The 14,333-nt window shown below is 35.3% G+C and carries 13 protein-coding genes; 1 reads left to right on the top strand and 12 read right to left on the bottom strand.

Features of this window, described 5'->3' with window-relative positions; all coding sequences use genetic code 11:
- Positions 1–250: 250 nt before the first annotated feature.
- The 4 genes from AAA915_RS08470 to AAA915_RS08455 all read right to left on the bottom strand — a co-directional run bounded on the left by AAA915_RS08470 (position 251) and on the right by AAA915_RS08455 (position 3,999).
- On the bottom strand, positions 251–955 hold the full coding sequence (locus AAA915_RS08470; protein ID WP_338201470.1) for an ATP-binding cassette domain-containing protein: 705 nt from the start codon (positions 953–955) through the stop codon (positions 251–253).
- 15 nt (positions 956–970) lie between these two features.
- On the bottom strand, positions 971–1,729 hold the full coding sequence (locus tag AAA915_RS08465) for a hypothetical protein (RefSeq protein ID WP_338201468.1): 759 nt from the start codon (positions 1,727–1,729) through the stop codon (positions 971–973).
- Between the two features lie 403 nt (positions 1,730–2,132).
- Positions 2,133–2,411: a DUF2087 domain-containing protein gene (locus tag AAA915_RS08460; RefSeq protein ID WP_338201465.1), complete on the bottom strand. Its 279-nt coding sequence runs from the start codon at positions 2,409–2,411 to the stop codon at positions 2,133–2,135.
- On the bottom strand, positions 2,401–3,999 hold the full coding sequence (locus AAA915_RS08455) for an ABC transporter ATP-binding protein (protein WP_338201463.1): 1,599 nt from the start codon (positions 3,997–3,999) through the stop codon (positions 2,401–2,403). Before AAA915_RS08455 ends, AAA915_RS08460 begins: the two co-directional genes overlap by 11 nt.
- A gap of 139 nt (positions 4,000–4,138) precedes the next feature.
- On the opposite strand from AAA915_RS08455, the gene AAA915_RS08450 reads away from it, so the two are divergent.
- A complete protein-coding gene (locus AAA915_RS08450) occupies positions 4,139–4,984 on the top strand; it encodes a helix-turn-helix domain-containing protein (RefSeq protein ID WP_338201461.1) in 846 nt (281 codons plus the stop codon).
- On the opposite strand, the gene AAA915_RS08445 is transcribed toward AAA915_RS08450, so the two are convergent.
- The 8 genes from AAA915_RS08445 to AAA915_RS08410 all read right to left on the bottom strand — a co-directional run bounded on the left by AAA915_RS08445 (position 4,981) and on the right by AAA915_RS08410 (position 14,332).
- Positions 4,981–5,850, bottom strand: coding sequence for an ATP-binding cassette domain-containing protein (locus AAA915_RS08445; RefSeq protein ID WP_338201459.1), 870 nt, complete (start codon positions 5,848–5,850; stop codon positions 4,981–4,983). The two genes, AAA915_RS08450 and AAA915_RS08445, sit on opposite strands and share 4 nt — an antisense overlap.
- A 1-nt stretch (position 5,851) precedes the next feature.
- On the bottom strand, positions 5,852–7,114 hold the full coding sequence (locus tag AAA915_RS08440; RefSeq protein ID WP_338201457.1) for a tellurium resistance protein TerC: 1,263 nt from the start codon (positions 7,112–7,114) through the stop codon (positions 5,852–5,854).
- Positions 7,111–8,229, bottom strand: coding sequence for an ABC transporter permease subunit (locus AAA915_RS08435; protein ID WP_338201455.1), 1,119 nt, complete (start codon positions 8,227–8,229; stop codon positions 7,111–7,113). The genes AAA915_RS08440 and AAA915_RS08435 overlap by 4 nt, the downstream gene beginning before the upstream one ends.
- Positions 8,230–8,459: 230 nt before the next feature.
- A complete protein-coding gene (locus tag AAA915_RS08430) occupies positions 8,460–9,926 on the bottom strand; it encodes a DUF4874 domain-containing protein (RefSeq protein WP_338201453.1) in 1,467 nt (488 codons plus the stop codon).
- A gap of 13 nt (positions 9,927–9,939) precedes the next feature.
- Positions 9,940–11,367, bottom strand: coding sequence for a DUF4874 domain-containing protein (locus tag AAA915_RS08425; RefSeq protein WP_338207488.1), 1,428 nt, complete (start codon positions 11,365–11,367; stop codon positions 9,940–9,942).
- 15 nt (positions 11,368–11,382) lie between these two features.
- Positions 11,383–12,393 (bottom strand): substrate-binding domain-containing protein, encoded by a 1,011-nt coding sequence (locus tag AAA915_RS08420; protein ID WP_338201449.1) that lies wholly within the window; start codon positions 12,391–12,393, stop codon positions 11,383–11,385.
- Positions 12,394–12,675: 282 nt separating this feature from the next.
- On the bottom strand, positions 12,676–13,509 hold the full coding sequence (locus AAA915_RS08415; protein WP_046324039.1) for a PTS system mannose/fructose/sorbose family transporter subunit IID: 834 nt from the start codon (positions 13,507–13,509) through the stop codon (positions 12,676–12,678).
- Entirely contained in the window at positions 13,499–14,332 is an 834-nt protein-coding gene (locus AAA915_RS08410; RefSeq protein ID WP_338201447.1) for a PTS mannose/fructose/sorbose/N-acetylgalactosamine transporter subunit IIC, read from the bottom strand. Before AAA915_RS08410 ends, AAA915_RS08415 begins: the two co-directional genes overlap by 11 nt.
- Between the last annotated feature and the right edge of the window lies 1 nt (position 14,333).

Here is a 14,333-nt window from a genome sequence, read left to right as displayed (position 1 = left end):
CCGTTTGACAATCGAATTCAAAGATTCAATCCTGTTGGCGACCTCAACTTCAACTTTAAGTATAAAGAAAAAGCAGATAAAAGTATCGTCATACTTCTATCTGCTTCCTACTTTAGGATGTTTGACAAAGAGCCATTTATTAAGCCACTTCATTTTAATTAGTAATGCATTGCTGATTAATAAACCATGCAAACCAAAATAGTCTGTTCAGCTTAATCAGTTTTATTACTTCTTATAAATCAAAGGATAGTTACTCTTGATTTAACAAGATATTGCCTGATCGCATTTTCTTAAATGCAATATCAATATCATCTGTATCTGCAATGTGTAACATTTCACTGTAGGTACCTTGAAAAACACATTTTTTGTTCCCAACGAATACAATATGCGCCTGCATGGAATTTAATTTATCCAGCTGGTGCAAAGTCATAATAACTTTTTTCTTTTTCTCAACAACTAAAGATACAATTAAGTCTAGAATTAAATTTTCAATATAACTGTCAATTCCACTAAGAGGTTCATCGAATAAATATAATTTCCGCTCTATTATGCTAGTACAATAAACCATAACAGATTGGTATTCTCCACCAGATAAAGACCTTAGTTTGGTATTTATTAATCCTTTTATAATCTCATTATAAAAACTAGTTTGCGCATTAGTACTTGTAGCAGTGTGATCATTCATTGATTTAAAAAAATTTATTACTTGTTTTACCGTCAGCTCATCAAAGAAAGACATATTTTGAAATTTATAAATAATATTGGGCATAGAAGGAAAACCTATCATAGCTGTAGCAGGACTATCAATAAAGCCATAGATAAGATTAAGTAAAGTCGTTTTACCAGCACCATTACTGCCAATGATTATATTTAACTGATCGTCAATAAATTTTGCGTTAAAATCGGCAAAGATTTCTTTATTTTTATAAGAAAAGTTCAAATGCTTAATTTCCATATTGTCTCCTTACAACTATTTTTCAAAAACTGTAGAAATATTTTGTTTCGCAATAAAAATCATCCCAAATAGGACATAAATCAGAATAACGATCAATAAATTAGCAAGGGTTGCCCAATTTACTCTAGAAAACATCATTTGCATTATTACTTCATACCCCTTCATCAGGTATTTAACGGGCGTACATAGTAATAATAAATTTAATAGTTTATTTTTTGCTTCAACAGCTGACACCATGAATGAGGCCAAAATAATCAATGTAATAACAATATTGTAAGTTTGCAACTTTAATTTTGTTGTTAACAAAAAATACAAGCCCATAGTTAAAGGCAAAACCAACACAGTCGCAGCTATGATAGTGGTTAACAGTAAATAACCTAGATAGGCAAAAGACTTAAACATTAGTGCGGTAATTAAGTTAAATAGAAATAATTCTATTATTAAAAACGTCCATTGCGATAAAAATTGACTAATTAATACTAGATATTTTGAATTGGTTACCATGTAAATAACTTTATAATAGCCGTAGTCACGATACTCAACCATTGCCAGAATCACTGAGTTTAGAACAGTTGTTAAAGCAATATAGGCAAAATAGTATGCACTGCCGCTAATTAGTTTACTCTTACTGACAGTATAGTTATTAATCAAGACCGGAGCGTTAGATATAGCAAAATATATAACTGGAAAAACAATGTTAAACATTAAAGCAATTTTGTTGCTAAAAGCATTAATAAGGAAAACCTTGTAGAGCGAATAAAACTTTTTTTTCATATAGAAATCTCCGTGAATATTACCTAACATTTTTGAAATAATTTAAACTTATCGCCTAAAAGGTGTACTCAAATTTAACTAAGAATCAAAATTCAGCTAATTTTCATTTCAAATAGATTCTCAGCTTAGCAACAACAGTCAATTTACTAATAGTCTTCACTGTACGATAATTATGAAAATTATATGTTATTTTTATATAGCAGTCAATTAAATTTCATATTTTTGTTATTTAAAGTTATAAAAATACTCCTTTTAGTCTTTCTAGATTATTTTATATTGCAGTTGCTATTACACAAATTAAATTTTACTACAAAGGCTGCTAAATTAACTTGTAACTTTTCGCCCAAACAAAAAGGACAAGCGGTTAATGCGCCACTAGTCCATAATTATAATAAATTAAATCCTAATCCTTTACCCCATTTTCTTCATTCAGCCAGTAAACTCTGCCGTCATCTGTTCTGTTCAAAAAATGATTCTCAATTAGGTCTCGTCTTCTAGTAACATAGTCTGACACAAAGTGCATTAAAGTCAGGTTCACTTCCTGCTCAGAATATTTTTTAGCTGGTTCAAATTTAGTTGCCAAATATTGTAAAATCAACAGCCGGTTTTTAGCCTTACCAGGCCATACTCTAACAACTCCATCATCATCAATATAGCGTATTAATACTTCTTTATTCTTCATTTTCTCCATTTAAATTAATTATCCGATCAAACAATGATTTTTCAGTGGCAGAAATTTTATGAGCCACTTCAATTACTGCCAAATTAGGCTTTTTTAATAACGTTTTATGAATTGCAAGTGACAGCTCCGGATCAAGGGCACTAGTAGCCTCATCTGCCAGCAATACGGGCCGTTCAGAGAGAAAAGCACGTGCAATTTCAATTCTTTGGATTTGTCCTCCAGATAAATTTGCCCCCTTTTCACCAACCTGATAGTCCCAGCCTTTTTCATCTACGAGCTCTGTTAGTCCCGCCGCTTCGACTGCCTTAGCCAAACTTGCTGCAGAAACTTTTCGTCCCAGTAAAATATTAAATTTGATTGTATCATCAAAGATAAACGGCTTTTGGTTGACGTAACTAAAATTATCGTGAGCTTCAGCCCAATTACCGGTAACATCTTTATCATCAATAAAGACATGCCCCTCGTTGGGCTTAATTTTACCCAACATTAAGTTTAACAGTGTAGTTTTACCCCAGCCACTAGGTGCCATGAGTAAAATTTTTTCGTTAGGTGCTACCGTCAAGTTAAGATGAGCAAAAATTTTTCTTCCACCTTGACTATAAGTGGCATCTTCAACTTTCAAACCAGTAAATTGACCAGTTTTCGCACTTTTAATACTGTCAGCTGAAAAAGACAAAGCCTGCTCTACTTTATCCCACATCGGTTTAGTAGACTTAATAGCATTTAATTGCTGAAAAATATTAACTATCGGATTAATAAATTCATTTGATAGTTGCACTATCATAATTAAGGTACCAACACCGATCTGTCCTTGCAGCATTAAGATAGCACCTACTAAAAATGGTAGTATAAAGCTAAAAATATCTGCAAAAGCCATAATGACTTCTCCCGCTGCAGCTTGTGTGAAGTTTAATGACTTCAATGCCTCTTCCATTCTTTTAGCACTGTTAACGACTTTACTAATAGTCGAACTTTGAGCATCGTACAATCCAACAGTTTGCGCTCCGTTTAGCCCGTCATTCACACTCTGGGTATACGAAACATTATTTGTCTCCCAGACTTTTGCTTTGGCTTGAATAGTTTTAGTAAATGCTCTTTGCACCAGTCCGGGAATTAAAGTAGTTACCATAAAAATTAATGTTAAAATCCAAGAATTGATTAAACCAACCACAACTGAAAGTAGAAAAGAAGCTAATTCTGCAATGATCATTAGTTCATTTGTAGTCTTAGACGTCTCAATTTGTTTAAGATCGTTGGTCATCAGGCTTAAGCCGTCCTTTTGTGAATCACTGCGTTGTTCAATCAGATAACCCATCGTTTTCTCTTTAAGATAAACATTGACATCTTGAATAATAGAACACTTGATATAGCGGTATACAAAATTAGACAACATAATAATTAAGATTGTTGCAGCACCAATGCCAGCAATTTTAATTAAATTACTACTGTCGCCTTGACGATATTGCGCTGCATTTAACATGATCTTGGTGACATAAGCAATCACAACATTGCCAAACGCACTGACTATTGCTAAAAGTGTGTATGCACCTAATTTCCATTTAGGCGCAAATTTTAATGAAGATTGCATTTTTCTACTCCTTTTTCATTATTAAAACAGTTAAAATATTTTTTGATTAAACATATTAAAGCATGAATTATTTTTCTGGCTTTTTTATTTCTCATATATGAGAAAAAAGTGCATAATATCTTAAAAAGGACAAAGCAACATGCAATCAGGAATTGAATTTAAACAATTAAGAAGAAAACAGCATATTACGCTTAAAGAAGCAGCTAAAGGTATTTGTTCCATTCAGATGCTATCCCGGTGGGAAAATGATCAAGGCCAGATGGATTTTAACCGGGTTTTAAAACTATGCGAAAGAATCAGTTTATCAGCAACTGAATATATTGCGCTTGCCAAACTCGACCCACAGGATCATATTGCACTTATTTTAGAAGAATCTTGGAGTAACCACGATAAAGACTATTTGGAAAAACTGGCTCAAGCGGGATTAAATAAATACAAGTTAAGTCAAGACCCTTTTGATCTCGATTATGCAGCAATTGCTTGCAGTTTGTATTATAAAACTTCACAGCACAACATTTTTCCTATAGCTCAACAAAATGAACTAAACCAGCAATTAAGTAAAATAACTGTTTGGGGTCATGAATTTCTTTCACTGTTTGCCAATGTTATCCCGATTATTAGCCCCAGAATCATTTACCAAATTTCTGTTCAGGTTATCAATAATAATTCTTTTATTAAAAAAGCGGGAGATGGTACATTTCATTTTGGTATAGCGGCACTGTTTGAAGCTGTAATTGGCTTAATTACAAATAGTCAGTTTAAATTTGCAGATAAACTGCTCACTCAAATAAATCAGATTGACTTACCAGATAACGAAATGTTGCTAATTGTTGGTCGCAAATTTTTAAATGCAATTCTCACCTTTCACAATACTGCCAATGATGATTTAGCTGTTTCAATTATTCATTTTTTAACCAGTATGAACATGCAAACTACGGCTACTTACTTTTTACAAATATTAAATCGGGTTAAAGCTCTAAACTAATTATAAAATTTGTTAAATAAGTCTTCGATATCAATTCTTTCAACCGAGTACTGAATATCGGCTTTCACTAGGTTTGCTAGCAGCTGAGTCAGCTTGTCTGGGGTAATTTCTGCCAAAGGAACCAGTAGCAGATTATTGGGCAGAGTCTCATAATGATAATCAGACAGCAGCTTAGTAGCTTCAGGACTAGACTGCATTTTTAAATAACGCTTTTTTTGCTTTTTATTGTCTAAATCTTCAATGATATGTCCCTTACCCATAAACAAGACTCTATCAGCGTACTGTTGCAAGTTGGACAAAAGGTGTGAGGCCATAATGATTAGCTTCTTTTCTTCTTTTAATTTAAGAAGTATCTGTGAAATTAAAGCCACATTCTGAGGGTCGAGTCCATTCATTACCTCATCTAAAAGCATTACTGGAGAATCAGCTGCTACTACCATGGCAAAGCAAAGTCTCTGTTTCATTCCCAAAGAATATGTCTGCACTTTCCGATCAACATAACTTTTCATTTGCAAGTCAGCAATAATTTGGTCAACAGGTTTAGCAGAATTGTGCCAAAGATCAGCATATAAATTAAGATGGTCCCGCCCCGTCATGAAAGGAAATAAATCACTTTGTTCGGGAAAAGAGCAGATTTGCTGGTGCAATTTAATCGTATCTTTTTGACTTTGATAACGTGTACCTTCATACTCAACGAATCCTTTTTGCGGTGTTAAATTATGCAAAATAACATTAATCAGGGTTGACTTACCTGTCCCATTAGGAGCAACCAAGCCAACTATTTCTCCTTGTTTAAATTTGAGGTTAATGTCATCCAAAACAACGTTTTTTCCAAAAGCCAATCTGACATCTTTTAGTTCTAACATTTTAATCACCCCGCCTAACTAAAGGAATACTTTTAATTTGGGTAAACAGAAACAGTAATATTTCGATGGCAAGCATAGCTACAAGTAGTGGCCCCAGCCCTGAGTTAAAGCCCCAGCCAGGAGTATCCATTAAATAAGCTAAATTGCCTGTAGTGCTGTCACCAATTGAAAAATATGTCATGGGCAACTTCTCCAAAACCGGGTGAACAAAGCCCATTCCGAACGAGAAGTATAGTACCTTGGCACTGATGGCAAACAAACTACTGAGCATACCTGCTACATATTCATTACGTAGAGTCAAAGACAGCAAAATTGTGAGCCTGATAAAAATAAACGAAACAATGATTGCAAAAATAATGAATTGCAAATAATACATACCCAGCGTTTCCGTTTTAAAGATAAGTTTGAAGTCAATCCGCCCTAAATAGGCGACTGTATTCAATTTTAATGACCCCATACCATATTTAGGTGCGATACAGAGAAGAGCTATTACACTAGCTACAATAAAATCTATTAGTACTCCTACTTCGACAACCCCTGTTTTAAGCCAGAGAATGGTTCGTTTACTTAAGGGAATATTTTCCAGTACCGTATAATATTTCCGGTCATTAGTCACAATATCAGCAGCAAAGAAGCAAACTATTACTACTAATATTAGAACTGTCCAGCCAGAAAGCGAATTTTGCATTACCTGCAAAGCAGTGCGTTCTTCCAGAATATTTTTATTCAGCGGTGTTTGCCTGTTCTTTTTACCAGCTAAAAGTGCATTGTATAAATGACGCGTGCGCTGATAACCAAAATGCCCATCCTGTTGGTAATTATTACTTTTATTATAAGCAGCTGGATACAAGAAATTTTGGTTTCCTTCTGTATGAATCAGATTATCAATATATTGATAACGTCTGCTAGCATACTTAGTATATGTTTGCAAATCATTTTTCTTTAAAGCCCTTAAAAGCTGTTTATCGTATGCTAAAACTTTGGGATATGTACCAACCGCATCTATCGCACCCTTACTGGGAAAATAAAAATAACCCGGTTTATTGGAATAAGCTATCTCTTGCCGTGCTACTTTGAGAAAAGCTGTATCGTCAATATATTCTTTTTGAATTGGTTTAGCATCGACCTGCTCAATTACTTCATGATTGGGCACACTGACCAAACCAAAATAAAGAGACATAATAATAGTAGCAATAAATAGACCAATATTTTTAGGATTGAGCAAAAATGCCTTTAATTGGAAAAGAAAATAGCGCCATCTCATCGTGCAGCCCCCTTTTTATTAACCAAATACCTAAACCAAACTACACAGACAAGTGACCAAATTAACAATATTACTGCTGCGGTGGCAAAATTTAGTCCTGCAAATCCAGTTTTACTTGCCACTGTGCCGTTAAGCACATCATTAACATTTAAGTATACAGACGGTAGCCAAATAATGGCTTTAAGCAACTTGCTAGGTAAATAAGATAAAACATAAAGGGCAATGCCAATAAAGGTACTTAAATAAACATTTTTGGTTAGTTGGTTAAGAAGCAGCGTCAGACTGGTCACAAAGACCACTAAGACCGCTGTATAGAACAAAAAGATTAAGCAATCCAGCCATATAGGAATTGCCCTAATTTTATTAAAATAAAAAACATTAGGATAATTCAAACTGCGAAAGCCGTTAAGAAGGCCAGCAAACAGATACGCGCCAATTAAACCAATAATTAGTGGTACTAAAGTTAAAACCAGATTAATCATTGTCTTACCTTTTACTTCATCTTCCACACGATACGGAATGTTACGTAAAACCGTTTCATGATCTAATTTAACCATCCACACATCATTGGCAATAAGCAAGATATAAAAGAAGATCAGGACAGCTATGAAATTCACAATATAAATTAAATAAGTTACGGATACTTTTGAGCTCATTGCAGGTGGTATATGATGCTGATAAAGATATTTATATGTAACCAATCCCTGACGCAATTGGTATTTAGGGGGTACATTTAAGGTACTGGCACCCAAATAATTATTTTGATAACCATCAAGCATAGTTTGAAATAAGTTAAGTGAACTCTCTAAATATGTTTGTGGCGACTCTAAAACTTCACCATTTTGCAGGCTGGCAATACAACCTTCCTGGGCGTTTAAATTGTCATAAGTTTGTTTATATTTTTGTTTACGTAATAAGTTACCGTTAAAGTAGCTGATATTAATTTCCAGTGAGTCATAGTATGACTGCCACTGACGGTAATTATCGCCCAGATTCTGATTTCCAACCAATAAAACGAAGAAAACCATGAACACAATTAAGGCTCCCATTAGCAGAATGTTTTTCTTAGATTTGCGTGCAATATTGAAATTGGCTTTAAAATATGTGCTCTTCATGAATAATAACACCTGACTTTATGAAACTCACTAGAAACCGGCAAAAGTAATTAATAATGATTTTATCATATTTTAATCAAATTTATTATGGCTTCTAAAGTTATAGTAGCTTAATTTAAAACAAAAACTAATCTCGGCTTTAATTTACATCAAGTAAAAAAAGCCGCTGAACTAACGTTTTAAGACGCAATCCAGCAGCTTTTTAATATTCAATTATAGTAATACGATATCTAATTAAGTGTCAGCAAATAATTATAGCCATCTGCAAAATTAATATTATTGGCCAAGCGGTTTCCCGTATTACTGTAACCAGTAAACTTAAAGGCTAAATACTTTGCCTGGCTAACTAAGGCCTTATCTACCTGCCATTTGATTGGTAAAGTTTGCAAAGACTGTAGGTGAGCAATGCCAGTTACATCCTTAGTAGCCACTACGTTTTTAGCTGCATCCAGTAATACTAGTTCTGCTTTATTCATTAGGACAGGAGCAGCCAGGCCATAATTAGTTAGATTAACTTGATAGTCGATATTCTGTTCATTTACTTGATAGCTGATATCTTTAACTGCTAAGCGGTAGCCCAGATAATCCCTGATATATTCATACCAAGAACGACTTATTTCATTATCATTAGTATCTTTAAACCATGATTTCTGATATGGTAATTTATATTGGTCTAAAAGTGCAGGTGTTACTAATTGACGTTTCCAAGAACTCAGAGAATAGTCCTTGCCATCTTCTTTGTAATTATGAGCTATACTCAATGAAGTAAAATGATGAACTGCTAGACGTTGAGCAATCAGTGGTGCAGAAATTAACTGACCGTTATTGTCTGATGCATTGGCAGAACCCCAAATCATTTCACCGTCAACCGGTACAGTCTGAGATTGTTCTGCCATTGCCTGCCATTCAGCAGAATTAGGATCAGCACCGGCAGTATTCCAAACGTGAGGACGACCAATTAAGTAATCATCATGAAATCCAACTCTTTGCCAGTCAGAACTTTGCGGGTCAATATTTCGTGACTTAATATTGTAATATCTGACTTGGATAAATAAGTCTTTAGGAGTATTAGCTAACAAGGCTTGGAGAATTTCTTTTTCGTTCATACGGCTGCGGGCACCGCTGTCCCATTCTCCCCAAGCTCCAATAAACCCTGCTTGTAAATTCGCTATTTGATCGCGATGCTGGGCAATCCAGGGAGCTAGCTGCTTAATATGTGCAACTACCTGCTCAGTTGTAGGTTCCTGAGACTTTGGCTGAGCATCATCCCAAATGTAAGCAAAACGCAACACAGCCTGCAAATGGTATTGCTTTAACTTTTGGAAATATTGATCCATATTATCAAAGGCCGTTTGATCTAATGGCTTATTTTTATAATCTGTTAGATAAAAGTATACTTGTGCAAGTCGCGGATTATCAGCAGAAAATGTAGCTACCGCATTTTGCATTTGCGCTATCCCGGTTTTATCCGCATTAGCCCATAAGCCCTTGCCGGTCTTAACATTTAAATTTAACTCTAAACGAAAGCCGCGATCAGTATTGTTAGCCATTTCTTGATTTTGTTGTTCGGTTAGGGGCTTTTCGTCATATCCAGTAACGGTTGCGGCCTTTACTGCAAATAAACTTTGCTGGCTTGGTAAAAGAAATAGCCCTAAAAATACAGCTATTAAAGTTAGTTTCTTAAATGCTTTTTTCATGATAATTCCTCGGTCATAATTTAAACCAATTGATGCCATCTGCCCATTGACACTCATTAGCCAGACGTGCCGTATTACCATTAGTAGCAAGCAGTTTGACTCCGATTTTGTCAGGTTGATCAGATTTAGTCAATGGAATAACCGTAGTTATTTCATTATTAGTTTGTAAAGTGCTTTTTTCTACTAAAGCTTTACCAATAACATCCTGCTGCTTATTCACAGCCAGCAATTCTATTTTCGCCAAAGCTAACGGTGCAGCGAAACCCGTGTTTTTCAGTGTCAGGTAAACTGCAGCATTTAAAGCGGAATTATAGCTAATTTGTGTAGTCTCTAGGCGATAGCCTAAATAATCACGTAAATATTCAAAATAATTTCGTTTAATTGGCTGCTTTTTCTGATCCCAAAACCATGAAGATTGATATGGCCAATGCTTTTCATCTAATAAATCCGGTGTAACAGGAACATGCTTCCAATATTCAAATGAACCTGTTTGAGGGAATTTAAGCCCTTCTGGCTTGCCAGTTCTCTTTAATTCATTTTCTAGCGTCACGTTAAAATATGAATTAGTTTCTATTTCATGGTAATTATGCGCAATACTCAAAGTAGTGAAATGATTCTCAACCATTCTTTGCGTCATCAATTCAGGATCGACATATTTTGTTTCTAAATACATAGGATTGGCAAATAACCAAATGCTTTCCCCATCAACAACTGTATTTTTTGATTCTCTTAATAGTTGCTGGTATTCATTAGATTCATGATTTTTACCAGCCGTATTCCATTCGTGGTCAATACCAATTAGAAAATCATCATGAAAGCCAATTCGCTGTTCATTCCATTTTTCAGTAACATTTATATTACGGTTTTTAATATTTAGGTAGCGTACTTGAACCGTCAAATCTTGGGGAGAATTTAACAACAAACTATGAAGAATGGTTGATTCATCAGTAGTATCACGAGCATGTTGCGACCACTCACCCCAAGGGCCAATGATTCCTGCTTGTAAAGCGTGAATCTGCCTGCGGTGTTCCTGCAGCCAACCTGATAACTGCTCCAAATGCTGCTGTACCCTGTGCACACTAGGAGCTTGTCTATAAGGCCTCTTATCTTCAGAAACATATGCAAAACGCAGCAGTGCCTTTAAGTTTAACTTAGCAAGTTCGTCAAAAAAGGCATTCATGTGGTTAAAAGCTTGTGCATCCAGCGGTTTATGTTGATAACCTGTTAAGTAAAAATAAACCTGCACTATTCGCGGCTGATCATCGGTATACAGTGACGCTTCTCTTTTCAAAGCAGCGATAGCATCTTGATCAGCATATTCATAAATACTCTTACCTGTCTTTACATCTAAATAAACTTCAAAGCGAAAGCCACGATCAGGATTTGTTAATAAAGTCTTAGTCTGATCTCCGCTTAACTGCTTGGGATAATAATTTGACATCATTGGCCTCCAATATTAATTGCCAGTACTTTCTCGCAAAATTAGTTTAACTTCTAATAACGTTGTAGCGGCGCGTGCCTTTTTTTCTATTATGTCTTCTCTAATTAAATGGACAGCAGTTATACCTAAGTCTTTTTCAGGAACAGAAACTGATGACAGTCTGGGAATATAATATTGTGCCATTTGAATATTATCAAACCCAATAATGTGATAATCGGTAGGAGCATGAAAACCTTTTGTATGCAATTCCTGCATTATTCCAATTGCCAATTGATCATTTCCAGCTAAAATTCCTTTGGGTAAAGTAGGTAATTGTGCAATTTTTTTACCCGCCTGGACACCATCTTCAATGCTCCAATCCGGAGTAAGAATTGAACACTCATCTTGGTCGTGCAACTTCATCCACTCTCGGTAGCAATTTAAACGAACCTCACCTTTTGCTTGAGTTTTTTCTCCCTGCAAATTAGTCATATAACGGGGACCACCAACATATACAATATTAGTTTGAGCAAATTTTTCTAGTTGCGTTAAAGCTTCTTTTACTCCGGCAGTTAAATTAGCATTAACCAGCTTGACGGAATTATTTTTATATCTTGCTTCAATAATGACGATATTAGAGTTTAATTTTTTTAGTTCGCTAATGGCTGATTCGGATAAGCCGCCGATAACAATCACGCCGTCCCAATAATACACGCCATCCCAAAATGAACTATCCAAAGAGTTATTTAAATAATAGATAGAACTCAATGTCATTTTTTCTCTTTTGAGTTCTTCAATGATTCCCTGTTTTATTTGTTGGTAATACGTATATTCTGCTACTTGATCCAAGTCCATAGTTGTTAATACACCAACAACTGGACATTTTTTACTTTTATTTTTGATATGATAATTTAATTTTTTTGTAGCCGCTAAAACTTTGGTCCGTGTTTGATCAGTAACACTTAAAGAAGTGTCATCATTTAATATTCGTGAGACTGTACTTGCTGAAACACCTGCTAACTTAGCTACCTGTCTGATATTAGCCATCTTATCTTCTCGTCTTTCATATTTGGGTGTTATAACAGGTGCTATTAATATAAATTTCTTAAAAATATAAACTTTTAGAACCTGATATTCTACACATAATTGTTGCTATTACGGCATTTTTGCAATTATGATAACAAATATTTTTTGCAGTTCAAAGAAAAGACGGTTGTATTATTATTGAAAAATACATCCGTTTTTTCTTACTTTACCTGCTTAAATTTAGTAATATGCTTTTTCTCAGCAGATAATCTGATTACTTATTAATTTCTATATTTCATGCTATTAAGCAACAACTTTTAAGTTGAACAAAACAATAGCCAAGATTAGAACAAACCAAGTTGCTCTAGTCGAGTTCATATGCTTACGATCCAGCAGCCAATAAATAAAGGCAACTAGTAAAACTGGCAGAAGCGATGGCATAATTTGGTTAAAAATATCCTGCAGCTTCATCGAAACTTTTCCAGCTCTAAAGATGAACGGAATCTTTAACGTAATAACAGTTGGAATCAAAGCTCCTACAACCGTTACCCCCAGCAAAGTTGCTGAATCAGTCAGTGCATTAAGCTTAGAACTCATTGAAGTAACTAAGTTGACACCTTGCTTGTAGGCAAATGGCATCCAAGTATAAGCCCAAATGTAGAGAACGCCTAGTGCAACCATCCATAAAATAGCACCAAACGGATTACCTTTAAGGGCCATGTATGATGCAATGGCACCAAAAATAGTTGATTGAACGGTACCTAATAAAGTATCACCTACGGCAGCAAATGGTCCCATAAGACCAGTTTTAATACCTCTTACACCGTCAACTGACTTAATCCCCTCTTTTTCTTCAAGAGCAATGTCGACACCTTGGATAATGGAACCCATATGCGGACTGGTGTTAAAGTATTCAGACTGCACCCGCATCATTTTCTTCATATCTTCAGGCTTGTCACCATACAACTTACGTAAAATTGGCATTTGTGAGCCAACATAACCTGGAGCCATCATCGTTTCGTAGTTCCAGCTTAATGCAGAGGTAAAAATCCAGCGTAAGTTAGCGCTACGAATATCTTTTTTAGTTAACTTATGACTTTGTTCCGTCGTAGTTTTTTCTGTAGTATTATTCTTCATCACCGGTAATTACTCCTTTATCATCAATACCCATTTCAGCAGCTTTTTGTGCATCTAAGCCATTACTGTCGCCACCAGATTGGTTCTTATTATGAATGATAGAATTATAATGATTAATGGCAAAGCCGACTCCGATGAGAGCGACACCAAGCATTGGCACATTTAAGTAAGCAGCAGCTACAAAGCCAAAAATCATGTACGCACCAAATTTCTTAATAGGCAGATAATGCATTAAGATGGCAATACCAACAGCTGGTAACATAGTTCCGGCAGATTTTAATCCACCCATTAACCATTGTGGCATGTAATTCAGCACATTTTTAACAAACGCTTCACCAAAAATTAGCACCAATAATACGGGCACTGACCGTGAAAGCCCCCACGGAATAGCCCCATAAAGACTATTTCGTACAACAGCTTTATCATCGTTACGATCGATTGCCTTATCAATTCTGTGTGCAAAGTAGGTATTAGCAAAACGAGCTAAAATATCAAGTTGCACCATCAACAGGCCAACAGGAATAGCAACACCAATACCGTAGTTAATTCCTTTTCCTGAAATATGTGCAATTGCAGTACCTATGATTGCTCCAGTGGCATAATCAGGAATCGAAGCACCACCAAAAGTACCGACACCTAATATCATTAACTGTAATGTTGCTCCTACGGCCAAACCTAATTTCATGTCGCCGACAATCAGTCCTGCAATTAAGCCAGCGTTAACTGGGTTACCAAAACCAATACCAACTGTGACAATTTCATTGATTTGGAAGAAAGCGAACAAAGACAGCAAAATTATTTGAACTACACTCAATGAATTCATT

It is taken from the genome of Lactobacillus rizhaonensis (genome assembly GCF_036246345.1).
GTDB classification, from domain to species: Bacteria; Bacillota; Bacilli; order Lactobacillales; family Lactobacillaceae; genus Lactobacillus; species Lactobacillus rizhaonensis.
Note: the sequence above shows the minus strand (reverse complement) of the source record. Positions and strands in the feature narration are given on the sequence as shown.